Annotated in this window: 15 protein-coding genes; 5 read left to right on the top strand and 10 right to left on the bottom strand. The window is 55.8% G+C overall.

Annotation, left to right across the window (positions count from 1 at the left end):
• Positions 1–882 precede the first annotated feature (882 nt).
• The 4 genes from KVG95_RS19415 to KVG95_RS19400 are packed head-to-tail and all read left to right on the top strand — an operon-like array spanning position 883 to position 3,877.
• Complete coding sequence (locus KVG95_RS19415) at positions 883–2,283, top strand: YfjI family protein (protein ID WP_437180800.1); 1,401 nt, start codon at positions 883–885, stop codon at positions 2,281–2,283.
• Positions 2,267–2,626, top strand: coding sequence for a hypothetical protein (locus tag KVG95_RS19410; protein WP_217857584.1), 360 nt, complete (start codon positions 2,267–2,269; stop codon positions 2,624–2,626). The genes KVG95_RS19415 and KVG95_RS19410 overlap by 17 nt, the downstream gene beginning before the upstream one ends.
• Complete coding sequence (locus tag KVG95_RS19405; RefSeq protein WP_050681295.1) at positions 2,604–3,584, top strand: integrase domain-containing protein; 981 nt, start codon at positions 2,604–2,606, stop codon at positions 3,582–3,584. The genes KVG95_RS19410 and KVG95_RS19405 overlap by 23 nt, the downstream gene beginning before the upstream one ends.
• Positions 3,581–3,877 carry a hypothetical protein gene (locus KVG95_RS19400; protein ID WP_217857583.1) on the top strand — a complete coding sequence of 99 codons (297 nt, stop codon included), beginning with the start codon at positions 3,581–3,583 and terminating at the stop codon, positions 3,875–3,877. The genes KVG95_RS19405 and KVG95_RS19400 overlap by 4 nt, the downstream gene beginning before the upstream one ends.
• A 135-nt stretch (positions 3,878–4,012) precedes the next feature.
• Here the strand turns inward: KVG95_RS19400 and arsH are convergent, their stop codons facing one another.
• Genes arsH through KVG95_RS19380 form a run of 4 tightly spaced genes read right to left on the bottom strand, consistent with a single transcriptional unit; the run spans position 4,013 to position 6,905 of the window.
• Positions 4,013–4,726, bottom strand: coding sequence for an arsenical resistance protein ArsH (gene arsH / locus KVG95_RS19395; protein WP_038978880.1), 714 nt, complete (start codon positions 4,724–4,726; stop codon positions 4,013–4,015).
• Positions 4,727–4,749: 23 nt separating this feature from the next.
• A complete protein-coding gene (locus tag KVG95_RS19390; protein ID WP_038978879.1) occupies positions 4,750–5,220 on the bottom strand; it encodes an arsenate reductase ArsC in 471 nt (156 codons plus the stop codon).
• Positions 5,221–5,234: 14 nt separating this feature from the next.
• Positions 5,235–6,518, bottom strand: coding sequence for an arsenic transporter (locus tag KVG95_RS19385; RefSeq protein WP_217857582.1), 1,284 nt, complete (start codon positions 6,516–6,518; stop codon positions 5,235–5,237).
• 30 nt (positions 6,519–6,548) lie between these two features.
• A complete protein-coding gene (locus tag KVG95_RS19380; protein ID WP_038978877.1) occupies positions 6,549–6,905 on the bottom strand; it encodes a metalloregulator ArsR/SmtB family transcription factor in 357 nt (118 codons plus the stop codon).
• Positions 6,906–7,086: 181 nt separating this feature from the next.
• Between KVG95_RS19380 and arsN2 the strand changes: the two genes are divergently transcribed.
• Entirely contained in the window at positions 7,087–7,587 is a 501-nt protein-coding gene (gene arsN2 / locus KVG95_RS19375) for an arsenic resistance N-acetyltransferase ArsN2 (RefSeq protein WP_080772026.1), read from the top strand.
• Here arsN2 and KVG95_RS19370 read toward each other — a convergent pair.
• The 6 genes from KVG95_RS19370 to pstC all read right to left on the bottom strand — a co-directional run bounded on the left by KVG95_RS19370 (position 7,555) and on the right by pstC (position 16,301).
• Positions 7,555–8,799, bottom strand: coding sequence for a hypothetical protein (locus tag KVG95_RS19370; RefSeq protein ID WP_217857581.1), 1,245 nt, complete (start codon positions 8,797–8,799; stop codon positions 7,555–7,557). The genes arsN2 and KVG95_RS19370 overlap by 33 nt on opposite strands.
• A 9-nt stretch (positions 8,800–8,808) precedes the next feature.
• Complete coding sequence (locus KVG95_RS19365) at positions 8,809–12,021, bottom strand: outer membrane lipoprotein-sorting protein (RefSeq protein ID WP_217857580.1); 3,213 nt, start codon at positions 12,019–12,021, stop codon at positions 8,809–8,811.
• Between the two features lie 10 nt (positions 12,022–12,031).
• On the bottom strand, positions 12,032–13,597 hold the full coding sequence (locus tag KVG95_RS19360) for an AMP-binding protein (RefSeq protein ID WP_217857579.1): 1,566 nt from the start codon (positions 13,595–13,597) through the stop codon (positions 12,032–12,034).
• Positions 13,598–13,677: 80 nt separating this feature from the next.
• Entirely contained in the window at positions 13,678–14,532 is an 855-nt protein-coding gene (locus KVG95_RS19355; protein WP_217857578.1) for a phosphate ABC transporter ATP-binding protein, read from the bottom strand.
• Positions 14,533–15,408: a phosphate ABC transporter permease PstA gene (gene pstA, locus KVG95_RS19350; RefSeq protein ID WP_217857577.1), complete on the bottom strand. Its 876-nt coding sequence runs from the start codon at positions 15,406–15,408 to the stop codon at positions 14,533–14,535.
• Positions 15,405–16,301: a phosphate ABC transporter permease subunit PstC gene (gene pstC / locus KVG95_RS19345; RefSeq protein ID WP_217857576.1), complete on the bottom strand. Its 897-nt coding sequence runs from the start codon at positions 16,299–16,301 to the stop codon at positions 15,405–15,407. The genes pstA and pstC overlap by 4 nt, the downstream gene beginning before the upstream one ends.
• Between the last annotated feature and the right edge of the window lie 19 nt (positions 16,302–16,320).

Raw genomic sequence — 16,320 nt, 5'->3', positions numbered from 1 at the left:
AAACCTCTCTCTTGGGGCTTTTTCGGCCAAGCCCACGCGAGCGGGAAGGCTCCGCATTCCCACGCGCATGGGCTCACATTAAAAATCGACGAACGACCACCCGGCCATGGAAAACCACCGGCATCCAAGGTCTTCCAACGCTACCGATTGGCGTAAGAGCCGCCCCCAAAATACTGTTGACCGCGAGCAGAACGAGCGCTACACAGAACCGTACAAGCGCTGTCCTCGACAGCACCCAGGTAGCTAGAACCTTTGAGGCTGCGCCACATTGTGGTGGTTCTCCCCAAGTGCGATTAGCGTCCGGCGGCTCGCACGATCACAGCGATGTGATGGATGCCACTTCTTCCAGAATTCCCACTGCGGCAACTCATGCCCCCTCCTGACTGCTCTGCAGCAACTTATCCGCTTGGCCATTTCTTGCGCCAACCTTTTGCCCGTCTCTTTGCCCCCTAAAGAGACGGGCGCTCATCCCCCTGCTGCAGCCCTGCTCGCATGGGGCTTTGCGGCTTTCCCCCTCGTGACAATCGGCGTGACAAAACCGATTCGACACATCTCGCATTAACGCTGGCGACGGTGCCGCAGCCCAGGACAGGCTGCACCTGACTGACAGTCAGGCATGCCCCGCTCGCGACGATGATGCCCTCCCCCGTCCATGATCTCGCGGTACCGGATTCGTCAACCGGTGCAGCCTCCACCCGCCCGCATTCTTGGATGCGTTCAGGAGGCCAGATCGATGGGAAATGCCCGCGCTCTTGGTCGTACAGAGCCGTCCGTTCCGCGTCAGTGAACACCCTCACAGGTCGCAGGGGCCTTTATCCCTGATAACACTCAACATTCGTGGCGGGAGCGTGAGGGAAACAACTGCTGAACAGGAGACAGATGATGCTGCAATCAAGCTGGAGCTTGCCGCCGCAACCCTTGCTGGAGACCAACCCGACGCCCTTGGATTATCCGGTGGCCGCCCTCGGTGATCTGCTGGGACCGGCCGTCGAGCGCATGGCCGAAGTGATGGGTGTGCCGCAGGCCATGGCGGCGCAATCCGTGCTGGCCACCTCAGCCTTGGCCACTCAGGGGCATGCCAATGTGCATTTGGATGGCCGGGTCTATCCGCTGTCGCTGTATCTGCTCACCATTGCGGCTTCCGGTGATCGCAAGACGGCAGTGGATAAGCTGGCTTTGCAGCCAGCCCGCGAATGGGAACACCAGCAATGGCAGACCTACCGTGAAAAGCTCAGTCGTTACCGCGCCACGCTGGTGCAATCTCAGAAGCAGATGACAACGATCGATCGCCACACCGACACGCCAATCCTGATAGAGCCAGAGCCCGTAGCGCCACGACTGATCAGCAGCGAGCCGACCATCGAAGCCTTGACCAAAAGCCTGTGTTTGGGTCTGCCCAGCATGGGGTTGTTCAGCGATGAGGGCGGCCAATTCCTCGGCAGCAGCACCATGAGCCGGGACAATCGGCTCAAGGCGGTGACCACCTTGTCGTGCCTGTGGGACGGCAACCCCATCGATCGCTCTCGTTCCATGGCCGGAGAAAGTTTGCGCGCTTATGACCGACGCTTGAGCCTGCACTTGATGCTGCAACCGTATTTGGCGAGACAACTGCTCAAGGACCCGCTGCTCAACGGCCAAGGCATCTTCGCCCGCTGCCTGATCACCTGGCCACAGAGTTTGGCCGGACAGCGCTTTTATCAGCCGGTGGATCTCACCCAAGACATCAGCCTCAAACGCTACACCCAACGAATCACCGACCTGCTGCAACGTCCTTGGGCAATCGGCAGCGATGGCGCGTTACACCCCAAAGCCCTGCCCCTGAGAAGCCTGGCCCGACAAACCTGGATCAACCTGCACGACACCATCGAAGCCCAACTGGGCGAGTTCGACGAGTTGGCCAACGTGCGTCCCAGCGCCTCCAAGGCCGCGGACAATCTGCTACGGATCGCCGGCGTCTTTGCGGTACTGGAAGACCACGAACTGATCGAGGTCACCCACATCCAGCGCGCTTCCTCGCTGATGGATTACTACCTGACCGAGATCCAACGGCTGACCGAGCAGGAACCGATCAACACGCAGCGGGAAGAAGCCGATCGGCTGCTGCGTTGGCTGCAAGAAAAACAGTGGTGCCGTTTCACGGTTCGAGATCTGTTACGCAACGGCCCGCGCTTCGCCCGCAAAAGCAGCCATCACACGTTGGCCCTGCTGGTTGAGTTGATCACTCATCAATGGCTGGGCACCGACGGACACCACTTCGAGGTGCGCCATGTTTCGACTCAATGAAGCCCTACGTAACCGGCGCGCCCAGGCGAAAAACGCTCATCATTTACAACTTGTCGCCACCACTGTCGCCACTTTGTCGCCACGCGCAAAGCCAGACGCCACGGGGCTTGTCGCCGCTGTCGCCGCTGTCGCCAAAAACCAAGGCAACAGTTCACACATCAGCGATCTGGTTGAGCGCCTACACCGGGAAGGTGCCGAGTTGTTCTGCCAGGACAACCGGCTGTGTTTTCGTCCCAGTGACTGGGGCCAACTCCCCCCTGTGAGCGGCCAGTGGCGCGAGCTATTGGCATACCTGCGCCAGCATGAGGAGGAGTTCCAGGATGGCCCTGGTCGGCAGGCGTGACGGTCGTAACTTTGGTTATGGCCGCCAATTGAGTTACGCCGGTCCGCAGGCACTCAAGGACTTATTCGGCGGTGGCCATTTTGCTACGGTCAAAACCCACAGCGATCGCTGGCAGGCGTTCGTGCGCTGGTGTCGATCAGAAGAGGGTCCGGGCTACAACGATGCGCGGCAAATTGATCGACAAACGCTGTTCAACTATGCCCAGTACCTGCGTCAGCAAATCGACCACGGTAACCTCAGCATCGCCACCGCGCAAAACCGATTGTCCAGCGTCAACCGCACACTCGCGGCGCTGCGCGGTGATCAGTATGTGAAAGTCCCGAGCCCGAGCCAGACGTTAGGGCAGCAGCGCTCGACGATCCGCACCGTCGCGCCACAAGGCCAGGATCGGCAGCAGATTGAGCGCATTACTCAGTCACTTCGCAATCAAGGACACCATCGCGTCTGCGCCATCGTGCACTTGGCTCGCGAAACCGGCATGCGTTTGCGCGAAGCGATCCTGGCTGATCTGCCTCGATTACAACGTGAAGCCGAGAGGTTTGGTCGAATCAACATCCAGGACGGCACTAAAGGCGGCCGCTCAGGTGCTTCAGCGCCGCGATGGGTCGCGGCTAATGAACAAGTGAAAAGCGCGTTACTGCTGGCTCAAAGCGCATCACCGGCCGGCAGCCGCAACTTGCTGGCCCGAGATGAAAGCTACGCCACGTTCCTGCAACAGACCGTGCGCTCTGCCCGCGAAATACTGCATGAACAAGGGTTGAAGGGCTTTCATGAATTGCGAGCGGCCTACGCTTGCGAACGTTACGAGAAGATCACGGGCCACGCCGCACCAATCAATGGTGGCCACGGCTATCGCCATGACCGCGACCTTGATCAACGGGCGCGCCAACAGATCAGCCTTGAGCTCGGTCATCACCGCATCGATGTGGTTGCGGCCTACATTGGAGGCAAAGCATGACCAAACCCTTCGACATTGCGCTGTTCCTGAGCGGCGTTCTGACCGGCTCGCTGGCCACCCGTCAACGCCATCTTCGGCAAGCCCGAATCATGCAAGCGGCCATTCAACAGCGGTGGCAGCGAGATAATCCCTGGACCTGGCAACTCAAGCATGTGCGCTGGTTTCTCACTCAACACCTGAAAGACCAGTCCGACGCTACCCGGTATTATTATCGACTCACAGCCCTATTGGTGTGGAAGCGATTAGGGAACAGTCGAGAACTACTGATCTGTCGCTCGAATAGCTATAGGTAGGCAGCCCACGAATCTCACTTGACCGCCTTCATCTACTTTACCTTGCACATTCTCTTGCAGAACGAACCTGCTCGAAGCTCACCGCCTTTGTGCGGTAACAATTTCATCGAATACGGGTGCGACATACTGATAACTTCAAATGGCACGCTGGTTGACCCGCTTTGAAAGTGCCTCGGCCGACTCCTTGCGTTCGGAGTACCGATCAACCAAGTAGTCTTGACGATCTCGCAGAAGCAACGTGAACTTCATCAGCTCCTCCATCACATCAACCAATCGGTCGTAATAGGAGGACGGTTTCATCCGACCTGCGTCGTCAAACTCCAGAAATGCCTTTGGTACCGAGGATTGGTTGGGGATGGTGAACATACGCATCCAGCGGCCCAGCACCCGGAGTTGGTTCACCACGTTGAAAGATTGCGAACCACCACAGACCTGCAGTACTGCCAATGTCTTGCCTTGGGTGGGACGGACAGCTCCCATCGCCAGCGGTACCCAGTCAATTTGTGCTTTGAACACCGCGCTCATAGATCCATGACGTTCTGGGGAGCACCAGACCTGGCCCTCGGACCACTGCATAAGCTCACGAAGCTCGCGGACCTTCTCATGGGAGTCCGGCGCATCGTCCGGTAACGGCAAACCCGATGGATCGAAGATTCGGGTTTCGGCGCCGAATTGTTCCAGCAGGCGAGAAGCCTCCTGCACCATCAACCGGCTGAAGGAACGTTCGCGGGTAGACCCGTAGAGCAGCAGAATCCGCGGCTTGTGAGCAGACGGTTCCTTCGGCTGAAGTTGCTCCAGCGAGGGTAGATCGACCAGCTCTGGCTGGATATTTGGCAAGATGTCGTTCATTCCAATCTCCTTAAATCCAATGGTTAGAGAGTACCGATGCGGTCGAGCGCTGCTTTGAGGTCATCCACACCCATTTGCCTTACAGGCAGAGCTATGAATGCGCGGACCCGTTCCTCGATCTTGGCTAGCGTCACTTGGAACGCGGCTTCGATCTCCGCTTCGCTACCGGTCGCGACGGATGGATCAGCCAAGCCCCAATGAGCTTTGAGGGATGGGCCGAAGAAAATCGGGCAAGCCTCGCCTGCAGCACGATCGCAAACTGTAATGACGATGTCCGGTGGCGAATTTTCAAATGCATCCGAAGCCTTGCTTGATAGGCCTTCGGTAGGAATGCCGGCAGCTTCCAGCGTCTTCAACGCTTGAGCATTGACTTTGCCACTTGGAAAACTTCCCGAGCTCACAGCTTCCATTACCTCGGGCGCCAAGTGATTGAACAGTGCTTCAGACAATATGCTGCGGCAGCTGTTGTGGGTGCACATGAACAAGACTTTCATTAAGTATCTCCGGTTCAGAAGCTCAGGCGGATTGCCAAAGCGGCCAGGGTGGCAAGCAGAATGGGTAGTGTCAGGACGATGCCAGTGCGGAAGTAGTAGCCCCAGGTAATAACGATGCTCTTGCGGGCCAACACATGCAGCCATAGCAAGGTGGCCAAGCTACCGATCGGGGTTATTTTTGGCCCCAGGTCACAGCCGATGATGTTGGCGTAAATCATGGCTCGTTGAACAACACCAGTAGCCTCAGAGGAATGTATCGATAGCGCCCCCACCAAGACGGTGGGCATGTTGTTCATAACAGAAGACAGGCCTGCGGCGAGTAACCCCGTACCCAGGGAAGCGCCCCATATGCCATAGCCAGCAAACACATTCAGGATCTGCGATAGATAATCTGTGAGGCCGGCGTTACGTAAGCCGTAGATCACCAGGTACATGCCAAGCGAGAACACTACGACCTGCCAGGGCGCCTCCCTGAGTACCTTACGTGTCGAGATGACATGGCCGCGCGCGGCGATCAAGTAGAGGATCAAAGCGCAGACTGCGGCAATGGCACTGATTGGCACGCCCAATGGCTCGATAACGAAGAAGCCGACCAACAAAAGCCCGAGTACCCATCCTCCAGCAATAAAGGTAGCCCTGTCGCGGATGGCAGCTTCGGGTGCCTTGAGTTGATCGAGGTCATAGGTGCGCGGTAGGTCCTTATGGAAGAACCACAGCAGCATGGCCAAAGTGGCAGCAATGCTGACCAGGTTCACCGGCACCATGATCGACGCGTACTCACTGAAGCCGATGTTGAAATAATCGGCTGAAACGATGTTGACCAGATTGGACACTACGAGAGGCAAGCTCGCGGTGTCGGCGATAAAACCAGCAGCCATGACGAATGCCAGTGTCGCCGCCGGTGAAAAACGCAACGCCAGCAGCATCGCAATGACGATAGGGGTAAGGATCAAGGCCGCACCATCATTGGCGAACAATGCGGATACGGCCGCCCCAAGCAAAATGATGAAGGCGAACAGTTTGCGACTGCTACCAGCGCCCCACCGAGCCACATGCAAAGCAGCCCATTCAAAAAAACCCGCCTCGTCCAGCAACAAGCTAATGATGATGACGGCGATAAACGTGCCAGTGGCGTTCCACACGATCTGCCAAACCACAGGAATATCAGACAAGCTAACCACACCAGTCAGCAGTGCCACTAATGCCCCCAGTGCTGCGCTCCAACCTACACCAAGCCCCTTGGGTTGCCAGATAACGAGAACTATCGTCACAAGAAAAATCAAAAACGCGATCAACATGAGCACAACTCAATCAGCAAAAAAGGGAGGTCAAACACAAGCGGCCGTGTTTTGGGGTCTTCCCCCCATCTCGGCGAGACGCATGGCATCTGTGTTCAACCAGTCCTGATTAGCATCGACGGCGCTGTTCAGCATCGTTCCAACCCACTCAGGCAAGGATGGGTGCAGGCGGTAATACACCCACTGTCCCTGACGACGATCCATCAAGATTCCGGCTTCTCGCAGCTGAGCGAGATGACGGGAAATTTTCGGCTGGCTTTGATCGAGTGCGCAGGTGAGCTCGCAGACGCAGAGCTCACCCTCTCTTGCAATCAGCAAGGTCATGCGAGCTCGAGTTTCGTCAGCCAAACACTTGAAAACGGCGGGGGGCGTCAAGGTTTCCTGCATGTGACCTCTTGGTGGGGACGCTCACTAGCGTGGCGGCCAAAATATCTGGGAAACCGAATATACGAAAAACAATATATACGGTAAAGCACATATTCATATCAGACTGCCTCTGGCGGCTTATCAAGCCAAACCTCAACTCGGGCCTATACTGAGCGCCAAACAGTCCCTCTTCAGAGCCCCCATGAACGAGTCAGATATCTCTGTTCGACTACTTGATGTCGACCAAATCGACGGTTTGGCGATTCAGCTGAACTCGGCGGGACTACCAACCCAAGACCTGCTGCAGCCCAATCGAATGTTCTATTCCTTCCATTATGGAGATACGACGCTGGGCTACGGTGGAATTGAAGGAAACGGTCCCGACCGACTGTTGCGCTCACTGGTCGTTGTTCCGGCTCAAAGGCAGGTCGGTGCAGGAACATTGCTGCTACACGCACTTGAGCGTATTGCTGCGGCCGATGAAGCCTTGCACCTTCACCTTCTGACAAACACGGCGGAAGACTTTTTCCAAACTCGAGGGTACGAACGCAGGGAGCGATCCCAAGCACCGGAAGCGATATCCAGTTCGACGGAGTTCGCGGCGCTGTGCCCTGCTTCAGCGGTCTACATGGTGAAGACACTAGACTCTACTGGCGCTGCTGCCTCTGTATCACCAGATGTAACTTGCCTCAACGAACGTTAATGAGTTGGTTCTCAAATGACCAAGGAAAGAATCTTGGGGCCCTCTGAAGATGTCGAACCCGGTGCTCACCCGCCACGAATCCGTTAATGCGTATTTGAGTCTTCCTCGCAGCATCCAATCGTTGCGAGGCTCAGTCCAAACGGCAAAGAGATCAAGGTCGGCTTTTGAGTCGAACAGTGGCTTGGCATACCTGAGCGTAATCCCATACTGATCACGGTCGAGCTCATTGCTGATCAGCGCCTGTGCCGCTTGTACCTGAGCAAGCAACGGGTCGTTCGACAGACTCGAAACTGACCTCAAGTGCCGCCAAAAGCCCTGTAACGAAACAGTCTCGCGGTCACCGATATACCACTCAGCACCACCAATTGCTGAGGTATAGGGCTGTCGACGGGCAACAGTAGGATCTGATGATTGCTCGAAATCCACCCAAGCAATTTCCCCCCTATAGGCCATTTCCCCACGGACTATTGTGAAGTCGCTACCGATCATGCGCATGCGAGTAGCGTGCTGACCGAGCGTGATCCCTTCAGGCGTGGCACTTCGCACTGCAAAGGTCGGGAACAAGTCATGACCGTCTATTACACTCACCGACCAATCAGCATCAGAGCCCAGCACGTCATACTTCATCGCAACTGTAGGACGCACATCCGGATCTTGCTCCCTGAAGACAACACCGGGTGTTTTCTCCAACGGCACATCATTAAATTGGAACCGATCCAATACATGCATCTGCAGCTTTCCCGCGCCCACCTCACAGTCCAGATGCAGCCCCCAGTTTCCCGTGCGCTGATCAGTAGTTTCAGGGGTCAACCTTCGGTAGTTGCTCGGTGAAATCTGATCGGTGGGATTGATCCCATCAGCACGCCCCCACATCACCAGCTTTTTACCCAGGGCAGGCGCACACACCGTCTCGCTGCTTTTCACATACAGCTCATTGACTCCTGCGTCTTCACGCTTCTCATCCAGACGCTCCGGCGACGATAGCGCCCAGACCTCACTGTTCAACTGCAGGCTTTCGGACGCCTGCCAATCCAGTTTGAGCTTGGCACGATTGGAGGACACCGCGTGTTGGTCATCCAACATCCGGTTGGATGACCACACGCCTGAAGCGACCTCACCTGTCACTTCCGGAGCGCTGGCATACGCACTCGCGGAGAGAATTAGGGGCGCGACAACACCGGCCCGCCACCAGGGCAAAAAGGACCCGCTCATCTCCTCTCCTTATTTGGAAGCTATGTTGTTCGCGGAGAAGAGGCTGTCGCTCAGCGATTCGCCGACCTTGAAGTTGGAGAAAGTAATCGTAGTGGTATGCCCACTCTGCAGGTTCTTGCCCTCGGTTTTCATTGGCTGCCACTTTCTATTCGCTGAATCAACCAACTGGATGTCCGCGAAGGAGAACTGTTTGTAAGGCTGCCCACTGGCATCCGAGGCTTCCACGTAAGTCGTGGCGAAATTGTCCTTGCGCACCCAAGTCACGCGCTTGGCATATCCCGAGTTAGTGCGAACGCTATCCTCAGCGGGTACCGACTCAATGACGTAATGCTCAACACCGTCACGTGCCTGCTGGCTGAGCAAGGTGTGCTTCCAGTCGCCGACCTTGTGCCCCATAACGTCGCCATAGCTAAAGTCAGTACCGATGAAGCTGTCTTTTTTGTTCGAGGCCACTAGGCGACGCACACGTTTCATCGCCGGCAGGTATACCCACATATCGTCATCCTGGGCCGAGCGTTCAACAAGCAAAGTCGTGGTCCCGCGAATGTCTGCCGGCGCTTCGAAGCGAACCAGACGCATGGTGTCTTGCCCATTCTCCTGAAGTTTCGACGCCATGTTCGACTTGCGAACGCGCTTACCACCATCTTTGGTCTGCAGCACAAACTCTGCATCCGCCGTGGAAGTGCTGAAGCGAGTTACAGCAGCATTGCGCTCCATGATTTGCTTCGCCTCCAGCTCTGCAGACCAACCTACCTGTGAGTAAGTCAAGAAGCCGATAGCAGCAAGGATGATCAACAGCACTGCGCCACGATCACCCGAGCGACGCTGGAAAATGAATGCTGGTTTGAAGGTCAGAATGGCGCTCGGAATGAGGGTCAGAGTTGCCAACACGCTTGCCAGCATAGCCAGCACGATGAAAGTAGAAAGCCACATATGAACCTTGTAGTCATAGGAGAACATGAGGACGGCATAGCCACCTGCCACAGCAGTGGCAACGAACAGACAGGCTTTACCAGCGGTTTTCATTGCCATTTCGACGGCCTGAGGCAAGGCCTTGCCCTGGGCTGTGTACTCACCAATGCGGTATATGAGATAGATCGCGTAGTCAGCGCCAATCCCTACCGCCATGGCGGAGATCAACGAGTTGGGAATGTTCAGAGGGACACCGAAGTAGCCCATTACGCCGAAGACCAGCGAAAGAACCACAAGTAGCGGCGACAGCACCAGTAGGCCTGCGGTGAACGAACGGAATGCAATAACTGATACCGCAAAAATCACACCGAGAATTTGCGCGATGTTCAGCAGTTTGCTGTGCACCATCACATCGGTTACTGCCAGTGTCTGCGCCACCTCCCCGCCGAACGAAACCGTTACATTTTTGGGGAAGCGCTGGTTCGCAACCTCACGCAGCTCGTTTACCAGGCGATCAATTTCAGCGTTGCTGTTGGTCCTCAACATGATCGAGATCTTCGCTCGCTGGTAGTCATAATCGACATGCGCCGAGAAGTCTTCCGGGTCGCCAGACATCGAGTAAAGGAACAGGTACTGGGCGATCAGATTTCGATCTTCAGGTAGTGGATTAATAGCACCAGTGTCCCCAGATGCAGCGCCGTGCATGCGCTGGAGAAAGTCATCGATGGACAAGGTCTTACCCACGATCGAGCGCTTCGCGGCATCAGCCTGGAGCTCCCGAATAGCATTCAGGATCTGTGGATCTTTCACTCCGTCGGCCTGCCCAGTGTCGACCATTACATACAGAACGTTGGTGCCGCCAGTCTGTGCGTTCAGCAGGTTATCGTCCCGCTGTAGTGGCAGTGAGTCAGAGAAAAAGCTCTTGCTCGAGTTATCGACATGCACCTTGGGCCAGCCAGCAATCGCAACACCTATCAGTACGACGAAAGCCACCAGGATCCACCGACGACTACGCGGCGTGATCACCAAATGAGCAATGCGAGCACTCAGGTGATCCCAAATTCGCGGTTTGGTCTCGGTATCAATCTGTGCCGCCGAAGGTGGTTTCAGACTGGCACGAACTGCCGGAGTGAAAGTGAATTCCAGTAGCACTGCGGCGAGGATGCCGATGCCAGTGAAAATGCCGAAGGCCCGGACGGTTTCAAGCTCGAACACCACCAACGAGAAAAAACCCAAAGCTGCGACACCACCGGCGATCACCAAAACGGGCCCCACTGCTGCGAGCGATTGAATCGTCGCCAGCCGGTTAGCCACTTCTGGGGCCATGTGCTGTCCGTTGACCAATTCGATGAAGTGTTCGTAGTAGCGCTTGAGCAATTGAACAGCGTGCCCAGCCGCAACGGCAAGAATCAGGATTGGCGTGGGCGAGTTAAAGATATCCATCGGCACCTTCATCAATCCCATGATGCCGACGCCCCAAACCACTGAGAGCAACGCCGTCACCAAGGGAAGAATCAGTCCCTGGCGCGTACGGAAGGCCTCGTAGTGCAGCAAGCCAATCACCAGCACCGCGATGGGGAACAGCCAGTTGATCCGATCTGCAAAAACTTCAGCCTGCTGCAGGAACACCGGGTTTCCACTCAAAGAAATCTCGACGCCCGGCGTGTTCTCCTGGCTCAGGATCCGGTGAACATCCGAGAGCATCGCCCCGAAACCGTTAGGGTTCTCCTTCAACTCCAGCATGATCGTAGCGGTTCGCCAGTCGCTGGAGATAACCGTATCTCGATAAACCGGGTTGGCTTCAATGGCCGACCTTAACGCACTAATTTGATCGGTTGTCGTGGGGATCTGGTCATCGAACAGAGGCTTTGCCTCAAACCCTTCGGCGTTACCACGGATACTCTTGGCCTGCCGCGATGAGAGGCTAAGTAGAGTCTGCTTGGTAACCGATGGCGCGGCATATAGCTTGTCCGTAATGCGCTTTACGGCTTCGAGCACTTGCGGCTGCAGTGCATCACCCTGGGTTGGTGTCAGTCCTATTACCACGAGGTACTTCGATCCGAAGATTTTCTCGATGGTGTTGGTGGCCTTTATGTATGGATGGCTCTGCGGGACAACCGCGGCAGGATTGATGATGACTTGCTGTTTGGCTGCAAAAAAGCCGAAGAAAGCTGATAGAGCCAGCACAAGGGCGATAACCCACCGCCGATGATCGACCACCCAAGTCACATACTGCTCCAAGGGCAATGAGCTCTTGCTGGAGTTTTCGTGAACAGAATCTACCGCTGCGGTTTTCGTTATTTGCGTCATAAGTCAGGCATCAGCAGGAGGAATTAGGAGTTAAAGCCACGTCGTCTTCGTGAAGCCGAGCGATGTGATCTTTGAGAAGGTGTTTCTGGACCTTTGCAGACGCTGTATACGGAAACGCATCCACCACGATGTATTGCGTTGGACGCCACCTGTTGAAGGTCTTGGAAAGGATTTTTTCGAGCTCGACAGTTACTGAAGCGGTATCGACCTCAGGCATGGCCACCCAGGCAAGCACGCTCCGGCCACTGGCAACATCGGTCACCAGCAATGCTGCATCTGCAACACCCTGAACCAATCGAGCCTGATGCTCCACAAGGGCTGAACTGAGAGGGATGCCATCAACGATCAACGAATCTTCCATGCGATCGATGACCTCTAATTCTGAGTTTTCGTGCAGCGTCGCAAAGTCCCCGGTTGCCAACCAGTTACTATTATTTGCTGTGCTGTGGGCAACCCAATGCCCACGGGCCATCAGCTCACCGGTGCCTTCCGCCGAGCAAGCACCTCCTTTGCATTGCACGGCCAACTCGATTCCAAATACCGGCTTGCCGTGGCGCAGAGATGCCCTGGTGCTATCGAAGCGCTCGATGGTGGCCAATGGTGACGTCTCAGTCATTCCCCAGGCATGACATACCTCGACACCAAGCTCTTCCTGGATGAACTGAGCAACATCAAACGGTAGTCGAGTACCACCGACAACCGTGCGGCGCAGGGTACTGAAGCTCAATCCGCTTGTTCGCATGTACCGAACAAGCGCTAGCCAATGTGCAGAGACTGCCCCCAAAACCGTGATGCGGTGTTCCTCGATCCATTGGAACCACTGCGCAGGATCGCGATGCGGTGGTACGAGCACCAACGAAGCACCGACCAGCGGGCAAACAAAAGGAGCGCCCCAGGCACTAGCGTGGAAATTCTGCATGAGAGGCATAACCCGATCGGCACTGTTCAACCCCATCGCGTCGGGCAAGGCACAGGCCCAGGCATGCAACACTGTTGAACGGTGCGTGTACTCAACGATTTTCGGAACCCCTGTGGTCCCGGATGAGTAGCAGACATGGGATAAGGTATCTTCCGCAAACTCAGTAGTGGTGTATTCCCTACCACCTCCAGTGCCAAGCTTGGCCATAGCGCGTAGCGGGGTACCAGGAACCAATGCTGCGAATGCCTGGGCAGCACTCGCTGTAGCCGCATCATGCAACAACATGCCGGGTCGCACCTGCTGAAGAAAACGACCTAGATCTTCCGCGCGATGCTGAGGGTTCAGAAAATGAGTTATCACGCCTTGGCTTAGCGCTGCGTATAGCCAAGCCATTTGATCGAGTGAACTAAAGCCAAAACTGACAACTGCATCTCTGGACCGAAGCCCCATGGAGTGAAGCTCTGTGGCGCAGTTATTCGCAATTTTTGCCAACTGAGCATAGGTTTGAGTTTCAACCACGCCTTCTAGAGATACAGAGGTTACCGTTGCCGCTGCATGCACCTGTGCGGCATGTTTGAGCAGGTCATGGACATGAAGCGAGAGCATTTGCACTCTCGCGGTAGGGTACTGCACGGTATTAGAAGAGTATTTGTTCATGCGGCCATAGTAGAAATCGCCGCACTCCCCCCACAATGGAACCGATGTACCATGGCGCGACAACGTGCCTGTTGCTCAATTCAAGCAAACTGCAAGTAGGTCTGAGTCAACTCATGGCGCGGCCGATCAAACACATCCCTTGCTTTGCCACATTCAATCAGCTTGCCCACCCCCTCCAGCTTCCAAAAAACTGCTACCTGGTCTGCTACACGTCGCGCCTGACTTAGGCTATGGGTCACAAGAATGATCGTTCGTCGCTGAGCCAGGCTCAGAATCAACGTCTCAATTTTTTGAGTCGAGATCGGATCTAGAGCACTGCATGGTTCGTCCATCAGCAAAACATCTGGATTCAAAACCAGCGCCCGAGCAAGACACAGTCGTTGTTGCTGCCCACCGGACAACGCGATGGCCGAACTGTCGAGACGATCATGAACCTCGTCCCACAACCCCACTTCCCGTAATGACGACTCAATACGGCTATTGATATCGGCCTGCGCTTTAATGCCGTGCTGCCTGAGCGCGAACTCAAGGTTCTTGCGAATCGAAAATGGAAATGGATTGGGACGTTGAAACAGCATCCCAACCTGACGCCGCAACTGGGTCGAGTTTTTTGCCAGATGCTTATTGTCCATCCAGCTGAAGTTGATCGAGCCTTCTACCGAGCAGCCCGGCACGAGATCGTTCAGGCGGTTGATGCAATACAACAAACTCGACTTCCCACACCCTGATGGGCCGATGAGTGCGGTGACTGAATTGCGCGGAACGCGCAACGTCACTCCCTCAACGACTGTGCGCTTGCCATAACTCACGGAGAGGTCTTGGATATCGATATGCCCTTCCGCAGCAGTACTCAAGTGAGTAACCGTCCCGTGCACGCTTGATGCAGCTCGTACAAACGGTTCAAGCGATATAGCTCTATTGTCGTTGATCATCATTCAGAGACTCCGTGTCGTGTTGCCAGTCATGCGTCGCTGCATCCAACGAGTTAAGGCATGCACAGTGAAGCTGAGCAAGGCCAAGAGCAGCAGCAGCGCCAAGGCCGAGCCATAAGCGTTAAGGGTACCGCCCGGCACATTGGTCGATAGGTCATAAATATGAACAGAGACGCTGCGCCCGGAATCGAGAACCGATTCGGGCATCCTGTCGGAATAACCGCTGGTGAAGAGCAGTACAGCAGTTTCCGCCAGGGCTCTGGTCAACGCGAGCACAACACCTGCGCATATGCCAGGCAGTGCTACCGGTACCATCACATGCCATAAAACTGACTGTTTCGAGAGGCCGAGCGCTGCTCCGCCAGCGCGATGGGCAACACCCGCGGACTCTAAGGAGAATGCCAGTGAACGCGCCAAAGTGGGCAGGATCATGCAGGCCAAGGTCAGCCCGCCGGCCAGAATTGAATATCCCAATTCCAATTGCCTACAGAACAGGCTGAGTCCAAATAATCCAAACACGACCGAAGGAATGCCCGCCAGTATGTCGAGGCTGCAGCGCAGTATCGTAGCCGGCCAACCTGCGGGATTAAAACCTTCAGTCAACATTACCGCGACGCCAAACGCTAAGGGCAAGGCGGCCGTTAAGCTGACCAACACAATTCCCAGGGTGGACACGAGAATTGGTGCGATCCCCCCGCTGCGGCCTGCATCTTCCGGGCTCGCCAACAGAAAGTCCCAGCTCAGCACCTGAAGTCCGTTACCGAACACCGTTAGCAGCGGCCACAGGAGCATCGCAACTGCAGTCAACGTCAGACCATACATCACGAAGGTCCAGACGAAATCCCGAACGTCGAAACCGAACACATGGAAGCGCCTCATGAGATCATCTTCCTCTGACGCATACCGACCCACTCGCCCACAGCAACCAACGCGCTGACCAACAGCAACATCAGCAGCCCGGCTACGAACAGGGAGGCGCGGTGATCCCCCATCGCGTAGGGCATTTCCAAGGCAATGTTCGCAGTCAACGCTCGTACTGGATCAAACAGCGAAGTCGGTACCTGCACAATGTTGCCACAGACCATCAACACCACCATTGTCTCGCCGATTGCTCGGGCAGCACCGAGTACCATTGCGGAAAAAATGCCCTGCCTGGCAGCAGGGATAACAATACGAAGCAATGTCTGGCTGGTTGAAACGCCCAGCGCTGTCGCTCCCTGGACATAAGCTGTCGGCACAGTCTGAAGGGCAGATTGGGTCAACACCGTGATCGTTGGGATGATCATCAGTGCAACAATGAGGACACCAGCCAATAAACTCGCACCTGGAGGGCTCCAGATGTTCACTATCGGAACGATCGAACTGACGCCCCAAAGTCCGTAGACCACGGTAGGCACTGCAGCACTGAGTTCCACAAGATTGCGCAGCACGTGAGCAAGCCGCGCGGGTGCTTTGAATGTCGTGACCAGCGAAATGGCCAGGCTCAGTGGTGTTGCAACGACAAGCGCACCAATGGTCAGGTAAAGGCTCGCCAATACCATTGGGGTCATGTTGAAGCTAGCGTCCCGCGGCCACCACCCCTCGTCCGTAAAGAATCTTATAGGCCCTCCCTGCGCGATCAGTGGGAAACTTTCACTCAACAAGAAAGCGACGATCAAAAACACGATTGCCGCGCCTAGTAGAGCGAGCATGGACATGGCCGACCAGAACGCCCATCCACGCAGCTTCGTGGGATGGACCTTCGCGACCACCTCATCTGTCAATAAAGTCATGAAGAGAGCCTGATCAGCA

The sequence above is a fragment of the Pseudomonas farris genome (genome assembly GCF_019145235.1).
GTDB lineage: Bacteria > Pseudomonadota > Gammaproteobacteria > Pseudomonadales > Pseudomonadaceae > Aquipseudomonas > Aquipseudomonas farris.
The sequence above is the reverse complement of the archived record's forward strand: the minus strand, read 5'-3'. Positions and strand labels throughout refer to the sequence as shown.